We start from the raw sequence: 14,417 nt of genomic DNA on the forward strand, positions 1-14,417 counted from the left end.
GTTCAATTGCGCACCCAGTGCACCAGCCGTGGCAGCGACCAGCCCTTGTGCGGGTTGTGCGTTTCCGGGGTCTGGTCGTTGATCACCAGCAGTACCGGCAAGCCCAGCTGCTGGGTGATCTGCGCCGGGTGCTTGAAGCGATGGTCGAAGAACTCGCGCACGTACACCAGGGCGATGCCCAGCAGCAGGCCGGTCAGCATGCCGAACGGAATGATCAGCATCGGCTTGGGAAAGGCCGGCTCGGCGGGCTCATAGGGCGCACTGAGAATCCGTGCGTTGGACACGTCACCCGACAGCAGGCGCTCGCCACGGGCTTCCTCGTAGCGCTGGGTGTAGGTGAAGAACGCCTTGTGCAGGGCATCGATCTCGGTGTCCAGCTGACGCGCCTTGCTCTGGGTTTCCTGCAACTGGTGCACGCGGCTCTTGTAGTCGGCGATGCGCTGGGTTTTCTGCGCGATCACGTTCTGCACCACGGCCAGGTCCTTCTCGCGCTCCTGGATACGGTTGGCGACGATCTTGAGAAACTGCTGACGGGTCTTGGCGATCTGCTCGCGCTGCAGCAGCATCTGCTCGCTGCCGGGCTGGAACACTGCCAGGTCGCTGACGTAGGTCAGTACCTGGGTGGTCAGCTGCTCGCCCAGTTGCTTGATCTCGCGGTCCTCGAAGGCCACGTTGTCGACGGTCTGGGTGAAGGTGAAGGGGAAGGCGAAGTCGCGCATGTTGGCGTTGCTGGCCGCAGCCAGGCTGGTCTTGAGGTACTCCAGCCACTGCTGGCTCTGCAGCAGGCGATCGCGGTACTGGTTGAGTGCCTGTTCCTCGGTGTTGATGGCATTGAGGCGGAAGGTGATCTCTTCCTTGGGGTCGGACGAGCCGATGCCTTCGAGCATGCCCAGGCGCTTGCTTTCCAGGTCATCCATGCGCACCTGGTACTGCATCTTCTTCTGCTCGTAGAACTCCTGCGGCAGTTCGTTGGACTGCAGGTTCTGGCGGTTGCGCAGGTAGTTGTCGAGCAGACGGCTGACGAACAGCGTACCGACCTTGGGGTCGGGGAAGCTGTAGGTGATCGATACCACGTTGGAGCCGGGCAGGGTCTCGATCTTCAGGTCCTTGATCGCGTCGTCGGTCAGGGTGTCGAGCTGGGTATCGCGTACCGGGTCGACCTCCAGCCCGAACAGGCTGCGCACCGGGTTGACCACATACTCGCGCAGCGGGTTGACGATCAGGCTGCGGATCGGCCCGAACACCAGGCGCTGCAGCAGGCCGGGGGGCACGTCATACAGGCCCTCGTCGCGCAGCTGGGTGATGGTCTGGCGGATCAGCGTGGGTGAACGCAGGATGTTGCTCTCGGTCTCCATGTCGGCCAGCGAAGGCGGAATGAACTTGTCGGTCTCCTGGGCCAGGGCGGTGTTGGTATCGCTCTGGGAGAGCTTTTTCGACTGCACGATCACTTCGGCCGTGATGTCGAAGCTCTGCTTGAGCACCAGCGGCAGCAACAGGGCAATCACTGCGAACACCAGGAATACCCGCTTCACCAACTGACGGTTGGCGAAGAGGATCCTGAAGAATTCATGCAGGTAGTTTTCTTTGGTAGTCATGCGCGTGCACCTGCCTGGGTTTAGTTATCGCTGTCTTTGTTGTCGACGCGGTAGGAGAAGCTGAAGCCCACCCCCTGGAACAGCACCACGTCGGCCAGTTGCCGGGCCAGTTCGCCGGCGCTGGCCAGCTTGGTCTTGGGCACGTAGAGCATGTCGTCGGGCTGCAGGTAGGCCACCTGCGCGGCGCTGGCGTCCAGGGCCTTGTCGACGTTGTAGGGCACGGCCTGCACCTGGTTGCCGTTGCGCCGCATGATCACCACCGAGTCGAGCCGGGCCTTGAGGCTGGGCCCGCGGGCCAGGGTCAGGGCTTCGAGCACCGATACCGGGCGCCGGATCGGATAGGCGCCGGGCTGGGCCACCTCACCGAGCACATAGATCTCGTTGACCGCAGTGGACTTGAGCATCACGTCCACCGTCATGCGCCCGGGCAGGTCGGCGTAGCGCTTGTTGAGGAAGGTCTGCAGCTGGGTGACGGTCATGCCCTGCAGCGGCACGGCGCCCACCTCCGGAAAGCTGGCCTGGCCATCGGTGCCCACGGTGATCTCGCGGCTCATGCCGGTGGCGGGGTGGTTGAGTGCGCTCTTGAGGTTCTGTTCGTTGGTCAGCGGGCTGATCACCTGCACGGTCATCTGGTCGCGGTTGGGCTGGAACAGGCGCTTGTTGCGGTAGGCCTGCTGGATGGCCTGGCGCGCTTCGTCCGGGGTCATCCCGGCGACGTTCACCGAGGTGTTGGCCCGTGGCAGTTCGATGGTGCCATCGGGCAGCACCAGCTGGTTGCCGTTGAGCGAGCTGGCCGCAAGGAAGCCCAGGCCGACGGTGTCACCGGGCTGGATGCGATAGGCCTGCGAGCCGCTGGTGCTGATATGGAAGATCACATCGAGCACGTCCCCCGGGCGCAGCGCCTGCTCGCCGCGTGGCAGCTCGGTGTCCTGGGCGTTGGCCGCGTTGGCAGTCATGATCTGCACCGGCATCTGGCGTGGCTCCTGGCTGGTGCAGGCTGCCAGAGGCAGCAGCGCCAGCAGGGCGAACAGTTTCACATTCATAGCGTCATCCTTAGCCTGGCTGCTCAGAGATTGTTGTAAAGCCATTTGGGCATGTAGTAGCGGCGTCGGTTGAACACGCTGCCGATCAGCTTGGCGCCGGCCTGGGTCAGGCGCTGGGCGGCGGCCTGGGCGACCTCCCAGCGGGTGTCCTCGGCGGTGACCACCAGGATCACGCCATCGACCAGGGTGCCGATCACCAGGCTGTCGACGCTGGAGTACACCGCCTCGCCGTCGATGACCACGAAGCGGTAGTGCGCGCTGAGCTGGCTCAGCAGGGCACGCAGGCGGTCCGGGTTGAGGCGTTCGTTGCCACGCCGGTACTGGCCGCACGGCAACATGTCGAAAGGCTGGTCTGACACCCGCACCAGGCAGTCCTGCAGCACGGGCGGGGTGTCCTGCTCGAACAGCAGGTCGCGAAAGCCGGGCAGCTTCTGCAGGCCCATCTGCTGGGTCAGGCTGTTGCTGGTAGGGCTGCTGTCCACCAGCAGTACCGGTCCGCCGCTCATCAGCGTCAGCTGCTTGGCGAAGGCCAGCGCACTGGTGCTGGTACCGCTGCCGGTATTGGCCGCGGTCAGCAGCAGCACGCGCTGCTCCTGGTCCAGCACGGTGGACGTCAGGTTGGTTTCGCTGGGGGTGGCGATGGTCAGACTTCTCGAAGTAGAACCGTCCATTCAACTTGCTCCGTGGCCGCTGAAGACTTTGAAGGGGGTCTTGAGCAGGATCTTCAGGTCCAGGCTCAAGCTCTGTTCGGCGATGTAACTCAGGTCAAGCTCGACACGCTGGTCGAAGTCGATGTTGCTGCGCCCCGAGATCTGCCACAGGCCGGTCATGCCGGGGTAGATGCTCAGGCGCGCCAGGTGGCTGTCCTTGTAGCGATAGGCGTTGAAGGAGGTCGGGCGAGGGCCCACCAGGCGCATTTCGCCGCGGATCACGTTGAACAGGTTGGGCAGCTCGTCCAGGCTGCTGCGCCGCAGGAAGCTGCCGATGCGGGTTACGCGCGGGTCCTTGTCGATCTTGAAGTCGATGGCGTCGGCGCCGTGCTTGTTCAGGTGGCGCACCGACTCCTTGAGGTCCTCGGCGTTGGCGACCATGGTGCGGAACTTGTACATGCCGAAGCTGCGCCCGCGGTAGCCGGTGCGCTGCTGCACGAAGAACACCGGGCCGGGGCTGCTCAGCTTGACCAGCACGGCCAGCACCAGCAGCAGCGGTGAAATCAACAACACGATCATCAGCGCGCCGATGAACGACAGCACGCGGTTGGTGCGCGACAGCGTCCACGGCCGCCCGCCGGCGCGCCCGGTCATCCAGCCACGGCCCTGCATGTGAATCGCCGCATCGATGCGCATGCGGTGATTGGGGTCCATGCGTTTGTCCTGGCGCAGGGCCTGGGTTTCAGCACTTTTCTGTTGGCCTGTCATACCACCCTCCGTTGATGCTCGGGCGCGGCAACCGGCGTTTGCCCGATGGACCGCACAGCGTCGTCGGGCGTGTGCGCGTAATAATCGACGAACCAGGCGACGAAGCGGCGCAGCCCTTCGTCCAGCGAGATGCACGGGGTGAAGCCGGTGGCCTGGGCCAGGGCACTGGCATCGGCGCAGGTATCCAGCACGTCACCGGGCTGCAGGGGCAGCAACTCGACCTGGGCGGTGCGCTGCAGGTGTTTTTCCAGCAGCGCCACGTAGTCGGTCAGGGCCACCGGCCGTTGCCCACCGATGTTGTAGATGCGCCAGGGCGCGTGGCTGCTGGCCGGGTCGCTGGCCAGGCGGTCCCAGGCCGGGTCGCTGACCGGGGCCAGCGGGATCAGGCGCACCAGGCTTTCGACGATGTCGTCGATGTAGGTGAAGTCGCGCTGGTGCTGGCCGTAGTTGAACAGCTTGAGAGGGTGGCCCTGGCTGATGGCCTGGGCGAACTGGATGGGCGACATGTCCGGGCGCCCCCAGGGGCCGTACACGGTGAAAAAGCGCAGCCCGGTGGTGGGGATGGCGAACAGGTGGCTGTAGCTGTGGGCCATCAGTTCGTTGGCCTTCTTGCTCGCGGCGTACAGCGACAGCGGATGGTCCACTGCGTCCTGCACAGCATAGGGTGTGCGCTGGTTGCTGCCGTACACCGAGCTTGAGGAGGCATACAGCAGGTGCTGCACCGGATGGCGGCGGCAGGCCTCGAGCATGTTGAGGAAACCCACCAGGTTGCTGTCCACGTAGGCGCGCGGGTTGTCCAGCGAATAGCGCACCCCGGCCTGGGCGGCCAGGTGGATCACCACCTCGGGTGCGAACTCGGCGAACAGCGCCTCGATGCCTGGGCCGTCGGCCAGGTCCAGGCGGCGCAGGTCGAAATCGCCGGCCTGGGCCTGGACCCAGCGCACGCGGTCTTGCTTGAGCGCGGGGTCGTAGTAGTCGTTGAAATTGTCCAGGCCCACGACCTGATGGCCGTCGCGCAACAGGCGCAGTGTGCAGTGTGCGCCGACGAAGCCGGCCGCACCGGTGACCAGTATTCTCATGGCGCCGATACCTGCGGTTGTACCTGGCGCAGGCCGATGCCGCTGTAGGTCAGGCCGAAGGTTGCCACCTGTTCGGGGCTGTAGAGGTTGCGTCCGTCGATGATCAGGCGTTGGCGCAGCTTTTGCGCCAGCAGGTTGAAATCCACCACGCGGAAGGTCTTCCACTCGGTGCAGATCACCAACGCATCGGCATCCTCCAGGGTGTCGTCACGGGTGGCGCACAGTTGCAGGTCGTCGCGGTAGCCATACAGGCGCCGGCATTCGGCCATGGCTTCGGGGTCGAAGGCGCGCACCGTGGCGCCCTCGGCCCACAGCGCCTCCATCAGGTAGCGGCTGGGGGCTTCGCGCATGTCGTCGGTATTGGGTTTGAAGGCCAGGCCCCACAGGGCGATGGATTTGCCCTTCAGGCTGCCGGGGAAGCTGCGCTTGAGCTTGCTGAACAGGATCTGGCGCTGGCTGTCGTTGATTTCGCTCACGCTCTGCAGCAGGCGCAGCGGCATGCCGCTGTGTTCGGCGGTATGCAGCAGCGCACGCAGGTCCTTGGGGAAGCACGACCCGCCAAAGCCACAGCCCGGGTAGATGAAGTGGTAGCCGATGCGTGGGTCCGAGCCGATGCCCTTGCGCACCGATTCGATGTCGGCACCGAGGAACTCGCTGAGGTTGGCCAGTTCGTTCATGAAGCTGATGCGCGTGGCGAGCATGGCGTTGGCTGCGTACTTGGTCAGCTCGGCGCTGCGGTTGTCCATGAACATCAGCTTTTCATGATTGCGGCAGAACGGCGCGTACAGCTCGGACAACTGCTGCTGGGCCTGGTCATCGGCGGTACCGACGATGATCCGATCCGGGCGCATGCAGTCGGCCAGGGCGCTGCCTTCCTTGAGAAACTCGGGGTTGGAGACCACCCGCACCTGCAGTTGATGCTTGCCCAGCCGGTCGAGCTCCTCGCGGGCGAGCGCGGCCACCTTGTCGGCGGTGCCCACCGGCACGGTGGACTTGATGATCAGGGTGCGGTGCGCCGCCATCAGGCCGGCGATCTGCCGGGTGACGCCCAGCACGTGGGAAAGGTCGGCCGAGCCGTCTTCGTCCGGTGGGGTGCCGACCGCAATGAAGATCAGCTCGGCGTGGGCGACGGCATCGCTGGCCTGGGTACTGAACGACAGCCGACCTTCCTTGATGTTTTCCTCGAGCATGCCCGACAGGCCAGGCTCATGAATAGGTGGAACACTTTGTCGCAACTGACTGATTTTATGGGCGTCTACATCGACACAAAGTACCCGGTGACCTACGTCAGCCAAAGCGGCAGCTTGCACAAGTCCGACATAACCGGTGCCAAATACGCTCACATCCATGCTGGCGTGCCTCGTATGGAGTAATGAAAGTGAAACAGCGGGTGTGAATTCGGTATAGACCAGCTGAGCCGGTTTGTGTCAAACCTATGGCATGTATCTGTAGAGTTACAGGTGGTAGGAGTTCCACTGTTTTGCCATCAACCCTTTTCCAATCCGTACCTTAGCGTCGAAATGGGCTGGCACTTGGCCGGTTGTCAATGCGATGAACGGTCGTAGCCCGCGTAAAACGTGGCTCGTGGAATGTGGGTTGTTTCGCGAATGCATCAGATTCCCGCTTGAAAAGCGTCATAATCGGCGCCCTGCATTTCGTCATTTTTTTGACAAACTGTGGTTTGCGCTTTGTCGGCATCCTGCTACCGTGTGGGAAACCTCAGTGGGCTGGGGGGAAACATTTCTGGCGGGGAAGTCATGCGCGTTTACATCAAGGGACTGTTGCTGCTGGTCTACCTTCTGAGTTTCCATGCGTACTACCTCGAGCGTCTCGAGGCGATCGGGCTGGGGGTGGCACTGGTGTTGTATGCCGGTGTATTCGTGCTGCTGGTGGCTGCCCTGTGGCTGTGCGCGAACATACGCCAGGGCCTGGTGCGCTGGCTGTTTGCAGTGGGGTTCTGTGCCAGCGCGGTGTTTTTCGACGCCTATACGCGCATTACCGCCGAGTACCTCACCTACAGCGCCTTCGTTTCGATGGTGTATTCGGGTGGGTTCATCGGCGAGGCGCTTGAGCAGTACCACAGCGTGATCCTGGGGGTCGCGGCCAAGGGGCTGCTGTTGCTGCTGGGGCTGGGCCTGCGCCCGGACCCGGTGCAGCGGCTGCCCGGCACCCTGGCGTGGGCCGCACCGCTGCTGGGCCTGGCGCTGTTGACCGGCATCCTGTTCGTGCGTGCCGGCGAGGGCGCACGCGGCCTGCCGGTGATGTACACGCCGCTGGCCTACCTGAACCTGTTCCTCTACGAATCGCTGCACGACAGCGTGGGCCCGCGCCAGCCAGTGACGCTGGCGCGCAGCGGCCCGCCATTGGCGCGCGATATCGTGCTGATCATCGACGAGAGCGTTTCGGGCAACTACCTGGACCTCAATACCCCCAACGGGGTCACCAGCAACCTCACCCACCCCCAGCCGGGTGCCAGCATCTTCAACTACGGCTATGCCGCCTCCATCGCCAATTGCAGCGCCGACACCAACGTCACGCTGCGCTACGGCGGCACCCGCAGCGATTACCTGCGCATCAACTCGACCCTGCCGTCGATCTGGCAGTACGCCAAACAGGCCGGGCTTGGCACCGTCTACATCGACAGCCAGCGCACCGGCGGCAACCTGCAGAACCTGATGGATGCCACCGAAAAGCGCGACATCGACCAGTTCATCCAGTTCGACACCACCCCGGTGCGCGACCGCGACATGGCCGCACTGCAAAAGCTCGTGGAGCTGCTGGGCGATGGCAAGCCGCAACTGATCGTGATCAACAAGGTGGGGGTGCATTTTCCGGTGCACGACAAGTACCCGGATGCGTTCATGACCTACACGCCGGCGTTGCCGCGGGGCCACTATGCCGACATCGCCGATACCGGTCAGCGCGATGGGTTCAGTGGTACCCCGCAGGACTGGGTGCTGTATCGCAACTCGTACAAGAACAGCGTGCTGTGGAGCGTGGGCGAATTCTTCAAGCGCCTGTTTGCCCAGGCCGACCTGAGCCAGGCGGTGATCATCTACACCTCCGACCATGGCCAGGACCTGCATGAACGCGGCAACCCGGGGCTCAACACCCACTGTGGCGAGAACCCGGTTGAGGAAGAGGGCCTGGTGCCGCTGGTGGTGATCCAGGGCCAGGGCCTGAAGACCCTGGACTGGCAGGCGCAACTGGCGACCAACAAGGACCGCTCAAGCCACTACAACATCTTCCCCACGCTGCTGCAGTTGCTGGGGTATGACGCCGCGGCGGTCGAGCCGATCTACGGACACGCGCTCAACGTGCCGACCAACGATCCGTTCAGTTTCAACTACCGCTTCAATGCACGCCTTGGTGCCAAGCCCGAGTTCAAGCATATCGACCTGGACGTGGTGGTCACACCGGGGCCGCAGGGCATGCCGGTGGGCTCGGCCCAGTAAGCTGACCGGCCCGATGCCTCAGGAACCGGAGGCCGGGCACCCGGCCCGGGTGTCATCGGCCGCCTGGGCTATGAGCCCTGCAAGGCGCGCCACGTTGCGTTGCTGGGCTGCTACCAGCTCGGCAATCCCGGTGCCCGCCGCACTGCGTACCAGGCTGTGGCAGCGCAGGGCGGGGCGGTTGGCATCGCCGCCCAGCGTACGCAGGCGCCAGCGCGCCTCCAGCAGGGCGTATTGCCCGGGTACCGAGTCGAAGCGCTGCACCTCCAGGCGCAGGCCCAGGGTGCGCGGTGCATTGCTGTTGAGCTGGCCACTCAAGGCGCTGCGCAGTTCATCCACCAGGCTGGCGCCCCACCATTCACTGTCGAGCACCGCCAGGCCGCTGTCGCCGTGACGCACGACGATCTGCTCGCGGTCGACCTGGGGCGGCACGCTGATGGACTCTATGCGTACGTCTACCGCACGGGTCGCCCCGGCCTGCAGCTGCGCAGGCACCAGGGTGTGGTAGTGCACCGGCTCGCTGCGACAGGCCGCCAGCAACAGCGCGATGCCAAGCAGCGAAGGTTTGAGCAGATAGGTCATGGGGCGGGCTCCAGTGCTCATTGGCGCGAGGAAGGTTGCAAGGCATCAGCAGGGGCATTGTCGGGCCGCCCGCGCAGCAGCGACTCGGGGTTGCGCTTGAGGTAGTCGGCCAGCTCGCGCATCGAGCGCGTCATGCGGCCCAGGTCGTCCAGGGTCTGCGACAGCTGCTCGCGCTGTGGTGAGTCGTCGGCCAGGGTCGCATTGGCACTCTTGAGCGTGGTGCTCATGTCCTGCAGCGTGCCCTCGATGCCGGGCAGGGTCTTGCCGTTGAACTGCTTGAGCGCCTTGCGCAGCTCCACCAGGTTGGCGTCCAGGTTGCCGGCGATGCGTTCGATGGGCAGCTTGTTGATCTTCTCGACCATGGCCTGGAACTGCTCCTGCAGTTGCTCCAGGCTGCTGGGGATGGTCGGGATGGTGATGGGGCGCGCGCTCGGGTCGAAGGTCACCTTGGGCGCCTTGGGGTAGAAATCCAGGGCGATGTACAACTGCCCGGTCAGCAGGTTGCCGCTGCGGGCCTGGGCGCGCAGGCCGTTGTCGATGAAGGTGCCCATCAGGCGGACGCCGGCCTGTTCATCGTCAGGGTTGTGATTGAGCACCTTGAGCATCTTGGTATGCGCCTGGCCCAGGCGTTGCGGGTAGATCACGATGCCCACATTCACCGGAAAAGTGCGGGTCTTGGCGTCGAAGTCGAGGTTGATGGCGACTACCCGGCCGAACTCCATGCCCAGGAACTCCACCGGTGCGCCCACCTTGAGCCCGCGCAGCGACTGGTCGAAGCGCAGCGCCAGGTATTGCGCCTTGCCCGCTGGCGGGGCGAGGGCGGAGGGGCGGTCATCGAACAGCTCGAAGGTCTTGTCTTCGGCCGCCGGCTGGTCGTCGGGGCTGTAGTCCGGGGCCCTGAAGGCCACGCCACCGACCATCAGCGACGACAGCGACTCGGTGCGCAGGGCAAAGCCGTTGGCACCCACCTCGACATCCACGCCGCTGGCGTTCCAGAACCGCGTGTTGTCGGTGACGAAGGCATCGTTGGGGGCGTGCACGAACACTTCGACATTGACCCCTTTGCCGTTGGCGTCCAGCGCGTACGACACCACCTGGCCGACCTGGATCTTGCGGTAGTACACCGGCGAGCCGACGCCCAGCGAGCCGAGGTCGGAGGCATGCAGGTTGAAGCGCTTGCCGGGTTCGCCGTAGGTGATTGGCGGTGGTGTCTCCAGGCCGGTGAAGGTCTTGGCGCGGGTGTCCGACTGCCCGGCATCGGCGCCGATGAAGTCACCGGAGAACAGCGTGTCGATACCCGTTACGCCGCCCGCACCGATGCGCGGGCGCACCACCCAGAACAGCGAGTCCTGGCGGGTGAAGTTCTCGGCCTGCTTGACCAGCTTGATGGTGGCGGTGACGCTCTTCTGGTCCTGGCTGAGCTCCACTTCGCTGACCTGGCCGATCACCACGTTGCGGTACTTCACTGCTGTCTTGTTGGCCTCCAGCCCCTGGCCGGTCTTGAAGGTGACCTGGATACTGGGGCCTTCCTGCAGCCAGTTGTGCACCACCAGCGAGATGCCCACCAGCACTGCCACGATCGGCACGATCCACACCAGCGACACGCTGAAGCGCCGGGTCTGCACCGCCGGGCGAGCCGGTTGTGCCGCGCTGTGGTTGCTGTCTTCACTCATGCGCGGGTTCCTTGCCGTTGGGCGGTTGCCAGATCAGGCGGGGGTCGAAGCTCATGGCCGCGAGCATGGTGAACACCACCACCATGCCGAAAAACAGAATGCCCAGGCGCGGCTCGATGTCGCCCAGGGCCTGGAACTTGACCAGTGCGGCAACCAGCGCCACCACGATCACATCGAGCATCGACCAGTAGCCGATCAGCTCGACGAAGCGGAACAGCTTCGAACGCTGGCGCTGGGCCCAGGTACTGCCGCGCTGCACCGTCACCAGCAGCAGGCCCAGGGCGACGAACTTGGTGGCCGGCACCGCGATGCTGGCGATGAAGATGATCAGTGCGATGTCCCATGAGCCATGGGCCCAGAACTCGAGCACGCCGCTCATGATGGTGCTGTCGTCGCCGGCACCGAACAGCTTGGTGTTCATCACCGGCAGCAGGTTGGCCGGAATGTAGAACACCAGGGCGGCGATCAGGTACGCCCAGGTTCGGGTCAGCGACTCGGGCTTGCGCTCATGCAGCGGCGCTGCGCAGCGAGGGCACTGGGTGGGGTGGTCGCGGTTGTCGCAGGCCAGCCCGCAGGCATGGCACAGCACCAGGCCCAGCTCGCTGGCCAGCGGCGGCGCGTTCAAGACAGGTACACCCACAGGTCGCGGATATCGCGCCCGGCCAGGCGGATCATCAGCAGGCTCAGGGCGGCCAGGGCGATCAACCCCAGGCCTGGCAGCACATCGAGCAGCCCGGCCAGCTTGAACACCGCCACCATCGACCCCAGCAGGCACACCTCCAGCATGCTCCACGGGCGCAGGGTTTCCAGCCAGCGCATGCACAGGCTGAAGGCCGGCGAGCGGCGTCGGCCCAGGGCATGCACCAGCACCCACAGCAGCAGCAACAGCTGGAACATCGGCGCGATGATGATCGCGATGGCGGCCACCAGGGCGATGAAGGTGATCGGCCCGGTGGCCAGGGCGCGCACCGAGTCCCATAACGTGGCGCTGTTGTGCAGGCCTTGCAGGCTGATGCTCATCACCGGGTAGAAGTTGGCGAACATCCACAGGATCGCTGCAGTGAGGCTCAGCGCCAGGCGCTGCTGTACATCCAGGCCGTTATGGCGCTGCAGCACGGCGCCGCAACGCAGGCATAGCGCTTTCTGGTGTTTGGCGAGCTCGACCCGTTCATACACGCAGTCGCAGTGTTCGCAGATGATCAACCGATCGGTGCTGGCCACGCTTGGCACTCGCAACAGGGACTAGCTCAATATAGAAGCGCATGGCAATTGAGCAAATCGGCGCCGTTGGGCCATGGTCTATGCTTGACCCTTTGACCCCTTCCAACGCCGCTTTGCAGGAGGCCTGCGCATGCCTACGCGTCGCCGTTTTCTCGCCACCAGTGCTGCCCTGGCCGCTGGCCTGGGGCTGCTGCTGAGCCGCCCGCACGCCCTGGCGCAGCCCCACACGGCGCTGCTCGAGCGCAAGGTGCCGTCCACCGGCGAGGCCTTGCCGGTGATCGGCGCCGGCACCTCGGGCAGTTTCGAGGTGACGGCGGGTTCCCCCGAGTACCAGCAGCTCAAAGCGGTGCTGCAGGTGTTCTTCGACGGTGGCGGCCGGGTCATCGATACCTCGCCCAACTATGGCGGCGCCGACGCGATACTGGGCCAGTTGCTGGAGGAGGGCGGTTGGCGCGAGCGCACCTTCCTGGCCACCAAGATCGCCGCCGACAGCCAGGCTGCGGCGCAGCCGCAATGGGCCCAGACGCTGCGCAGCCTGCGCACCGACAAGGTCGATCTGCTGCAGGTGCACAACCTGCGCGACTGGCAGCGCCAACTGCCCTACGCCCGTGAACTCAAGGCCCAGGGCAAGACCCGTTACGTGGGCGTTACCCATTACACCGATGGCGGGCTGGACGAACTGGAGCGCATCCTGCGCCGCGAGCCGCTGGACTTCATCCAGATCCACTATTCGGTGAATGCGCCTGGCGCCGCGCGCACGGTGCTGCCGCTGGCGCAGGACAAGGGCGTGGCGGTACTGATCAACCGCGCCTTCGACGATGGCAGGCTGTTTGCCAGGGTCAAGGGCCAGCCGTTGCCGGGCTGGGCCAGCGAAGCCGGCATCGGCAGCTGGGCGCAGCTGTTTCTCAAATTTGCCCTCAGTCACCCGGCAGTGACGACCGTGATCCCGGCCACCAGCCGCCCGGACCGTCAACGCGACCAGCTCAAGGCCGGCAGTGGCGCGTTGCTCGACACGGCCCGGCAGCAGGCGCTGATCAAGATGTTCGGCTGATGCGCCTGCTGGGCCGGCTGTTCACCTTTCACGACGACGAAACCCCGGCGGTGGTGGGCGGCCTTGCGCTGTTCTTCCTTTTGTTCGCCGGCTATTTCATGCTGCGACCGGTACGCGAGACCATGGGGGTGGCCGGCGGCGTCGACAACCTGCAATGGCTGTTCACCGGCACTTTCATCGTCACCTTGCTGGCATTGCCGCTGTTCGGCTGGGTGGTGGCGCGGGCCCGTCGGCGCAGGATCCTGCCCTGGACCTACGGCTTTCTGGCAAGCAACCTGCTGGCCTTCGCCCTGGTGTTCGCGGTGCAGCCCGACAACCTGTGGGTGGCCCGGGCGTTCTACATCTGGCTGTCGGTGTTCAACCTGCTGAGCATCTCGCTGGCCTGGAGCGTACTGGCCGACCTGTTCAGCAACGAGCAGGCCAAGCGCCTGTTCGGGTTGCTCGCAGCCGGTGCGAGCCTGGGCGGGCTGGTGGGGCCGATACTGGGTACCCTGCTGGTGGGCGTGGTCGGGCATGCCGGGCTGGTGTTGCTGGCCACGCTGTTTCTGCTGGGCAGCATCGGCGCGGCAACCTACCTGCAGCGCTGGCGCGACCGTGCGCCCTTGCCGGCGGAGGCCGAACACCCGCGCTCCCGGCCGCTGGGCGGCAACCCGTTCGCCGGGGCCGGCGAGGTGCTGCGCTCGCCCTACCTCTTGATGCTGGCGCTGTTCGTGGTGCTGCTGGCCAGCATCAGTACCTTCCTGTACTTCGAGCAGGCGCGGCTGGTGGCACAGACCTTTACCGATCGCACCCGCCAGACCCAGGTGTTCGGCCTGATCGACACCGTGGTGCAGGCGCTGGCGATCCTCACCCAGTTGTTTTTCACAGGGCGCATCGCGCGGCGCATGGGGGTGGGCGTGTTGCTGGTGGCGGTGCCGCTGGTGATGGTGGCCGGCTTCCTGTGGCTGGCCCTGGCCCCGGTGTTTGCGGTGTTCGTGGTGGTGATGGTGGTGCGCCGTGCGGGGGAGTATGCGCTGGTGCGGCCGGGGCGCGAGATGCTGTACACCGTGCTGCCGGCCGAGCAGAAGTACCGCGCCAAGAACTTCATCGACACGGTGGTCTATCGCGGTGGCGATGCGCTCAGTGGCTGGGTCAAGCGCGGGCTGGATGTGCTGGGTGAGCACCCGCAACTGGCGATGCTGATCGGGGCGGGGATTGCGCTGGGGTGGGCGGCTACCGGGGGCTGGCTGGGCAGACGGCAGCGGCGATTGGAGCAACGCAATTGAACGGTGTTGGCTTGCTTCGCCGGCAAGGCCGGCGCCTA

13 protein-coding genes are annotated in these 14,417 nt (G+C 65.1%); 3 read left to right on the forward strand and 10 right to left on the reverse strand.

Features of this window, described 5'->3' with window-relative positions; all coding sequences use genetic code 11:
- Nucleotides 1-2: 2 nt before the first annotated feature.
- Genes NJH59_RS08480 through NJH59_RS08505 form a run of 6 tightly spaced genes read right to left on the reverse strand, consistent with a single transcriptional unit; the run spans nucleotide 3 to nucleotide 6,484 of the window.
- A complete protein-coding gene (locus tag NJH59_RS08480) occupies nucleotides 3-1,595 on the reverse strand; it encodes a GNVR domain-containing protein (RefSeq protein ID WP_043860605.1) in 1,593 nt (530 codons plus the stop codon).
- Nucleotides 1,596-1,615: 20 nt separating this feature from the next.
- The gene (locus NJH59_RS08485) at nucleotides 1,616-2,638 is read right to left on the reverse strand and encodes a polysaccharide biosynthesis/export family protein (RefSeq protein WP_043860606.1); all 1,023 of its coding nucleotides are present in this window, start codon (nucleotides 2,636-2,638) and stop codon (nucleotides 1,616-1,618) included.
- 23 nt (nucleotides 2,639-2,661) lie between these two features.
- Nucleotides 2,662-3,309 carry a CpsD/CapB family tyrosine-protein kinase gene (locus NJH59_RS08490; RefSeq protein ID WP_043860607.1) on the reverse strand — a complete coding sequence of 216 codons (648 nt, stop codon included), beginning with the start codon at nucleotides 3,307-3,309 and terminating at the stop codon, nucleotides 2,662-2,664.
- Nucleotides 3,310-4,056, reverse strand: coding sequence for a sugar transferase (locus NJH59_RS08495; RefSeq protein WP_043860608.1), 747 nt, complete (start codon nucleotides 4,054-4,056; stop codon nucleotides 3,310-3,312).
- Nucleotides 4,053-5,135 (reverse strand): NAD-dependent epimerase, encoded by a 1,083-nt coding sequence (locus tag NJH59_RS08500; RefSeq protein WP_043860609.1) that lies wholly within the window; start codon nucleotides 5,133-5,135, stop codon nucleotides 4,053-4,055. The genes NJH59_RS08495 and NJH59_RS08500 overlap by 4 nt, the downstream gene beginning before the upstream one ends.
- Nucleotides 5,132-6,484 carry a UDP-glucose/GDP-mannose dehydrogenase family protein gene (locus NJH59_RS08505; RefSeq protein WP_253086644.1) on the reverse strand — a complete coding sequence of 451 codons (1,353 nt, stop codon included), beginning with the start codon at nucleotides 6,482-6,484 and terminating at the stop codon, nucleotides 5,132-5,134. The genes NJH59_RS08500 and NJH59_RS08505 overlap by 4 nt, the downstream gene beginning before the upstream one ends.
- Before the next feature lie 408 nt (nucleotides 6,485-6,892).
- Between NJH59_RS08505 and NJH59_RS08510 the strand changes: the two genes are divergently transcribed.
- Nucleotides 6,893-8,590 (forward strand): sulfatase-like hydrolase/transferase, encoded by a 1,698-nt coding sequence (locus NJH59_RS08510; protein ID WP_104572482.1) that lies wholly within the window; start codon nucleotides 6,893-6,895, stop codon nucleotides 8,588-8,590.
- Between the two features lie 18 nt (nucleotides 8,591-8,608).
- On the opposite strand, the gene NJH59_RS08515 is transcribed toward NJH59_RS08510, so the two are convergent.
- Genes NJH59_RS08515 through NJH59_RS08530 form a run of 4 tightly spaced genes read right to left on the reverse strand, consistent with a single transcriptional unit; the run spans nucleotide 8,609 to nucleotide 12,063 of the window.
- Nucleotides 8,609-9,169, reverse strand: coding sequence for a membrane integrity-associated transporter subunit PqiC (locus tag NJH59_RS08515; RefSeq protein ID WP_088515056.1), 561 nt, complete (start codon nucleotides 9,167-9,169; stop codon nucleotides 8,609-8,611).
- A gap of 17 nt (nucleotides 9,170-9,186) precedes the next feature.
- Complete coding sequence (locus NJH59_RS08520; protein ID WP_043860613.1) at nucleotides 9,187-10,842, reverse strand: MlaD family protein; 1,656 nt, start codon at nucleotides 10,840-10,842, stop codon at nucleotides 9,187-9,189.
- Nucleotides 10,835-11,467 carry a paraquat-inducible protein A gene (locus NJH59_RS08525; RefSeq protein ID WP_043860614.1) on the reverse strand — a complete coding sequence of 211 codons (633 nt, stop codon included), beginning with the start codon at nucleotides 11,465-11,467 and terminating at the stop codon, nucleotides 10,835-10,837. Before NJH59_RS08525 ends, NJH59_RS08520 begins: the two co-directional genes overlap by 8 nt.
- The gene (locus NJH59_RS08530) at nucleotides 11,464-12,063 is read right to left on the reverse strand and encodes a paraquat-inducible protein A (RefSeq protein WP_043860615.1); all 600 of its coding nucleotides are present in this window, start codon (nucleotides 12,061-12,063) and stop codon (nucleotides 11,464-11,466) included. The genes NJH59_RS08525 and NJH59_RS08530 overlap by 4 nt, the downstream gene beginning before the upstream one ends.
- 130 nt (nucleotides 12,064-12,193) lie before the next feature.
- Here NJH59_RS08530 and NJH59_RS08535 point away from each other — a divergent pair, with 130 nt between their 5' ends.
- On the forward strand, nucleotides 12,194-13,114 hold the full coding sequence (locus tag NJH59_RS08535) for an aldo/keto reductase (RefSeq protein ID WP_253086645.1): 921 nt from the start codon (nucleotides 12,194-12,196) through the stop codon (nucleotides 13,112-13,114).
- On the forward strand, nucleotides 13,114-14,379 hold the full coding sequence (locus tag NJH59_RS08540; RefSeq protein WP_054914466.1) for an NTP/NDP exchange transporter: 1,266 nt from the start codon (nucleotides 13,114-13,116) through the stop codon (nucleotides 14,377-14,379). The genes NJH59_RS08535 and NJH59_RS08540 overlap by 1 nt, the downstream gene beginning before the upstream one ends.
- Nucleotides 14,380-14,417: the final 38 nt, after the last annotated feature.

The sequence above is a fragment of the Pseudomonas sp. VE 267-6A genome (genome assembly GCF_024126555.1).
In the GTDB taxonomy this organism is placed as follows: Bacteria; Pseudomonadota; Gammaproteobacteria; order Pseudomonadales; family Pseudomonadaceae; genus Aquipseudomonas; species Aquipseudomonas palmensis.

Excerpts from the sequence above, each read along its gene's own strand:
- NJH59_RS08480 (WP_043860605.1), bottom strand. The coding sequence starts at position 1,595 with ATGACTACCAAAGAAAACTACCTGCATGAATTCTTCAGGATCCTCTTC.
- NJH59_RS08485 (WP_043860606.1), bottom strand. The coding sequence starts at position 2,638 with ATGAATGTGAAACTGTTCGCCCTGCTGGCGCTGCTGCCTCTGGCAGCC.
- NJH59_RS08490 (WP_043860607.1), bottom strand. The coding sequence starts at position 3,309 with ATGGACGGTTCTACTTCGAGAAGTCTGACCATCGCCACCCCCAGCGAA.
- NJH59_RS08495 (WP_043860608.1), bottom strand. The coding sequence starts at position 4,056 with ATGACAGGCCAACAGAAAAGTGCTGAAACCCAGGCCCTGCGCCAGGAC.
- NJH59_RS08500 (WP_043860609.1), bottom strand. The coding sequence starts at position 5,135 with ATGAGAATACTGGTCACCGGTGCGGCCGGCTTCGTCGGCGCACACTGC.
- NJH59_RS08505 (WP_253086644.1), bottom strand. The coding sequence starts at position 6,484 with ATGGATGTGAGCGTATTTGGCACCGGTTATGTCGGACTTGTGCAAGCT.
- NJH59_RS08510 (WP_104572482.1), top strand. The coding sequence starts at position 6,893 with ATGCGCGTTTACATCAAGGGACTGTTGCTGCTGGTCTACCTTCTGAGT.
- NJH59_RS08515 (WP_088515056.1), bottom strand. The coding sequence starts at position 9,169 with ATGACCTATCTGCTCAAACCTTCGCTGCTTGGCATCGCGCTGTTGCTG.
- NJH59_RS08520 (WP_043860613.1), bottom strand. The coding sequence starts at position 10,842 with ATGAGTGAAGACAGCAACCACAGCGCGGCACAACCGGCTCGCCCGGCG.
- NJH59_RS08535 (WP_253086645.1), top strand. The coding sequence starts at position 12,194 with ATGCCTACGCGTCGCCGTTTTCTCGCCACCAGTGCTGCCCTGGCCGCT.
- NJH59_RS08540 (WP_054914466.1), top strand. The coding sequence starts at position 13,114 with ATGCGCCTGCTGGGCCGGCTGTTCACCTTTCACGACGACGAAACCCCG.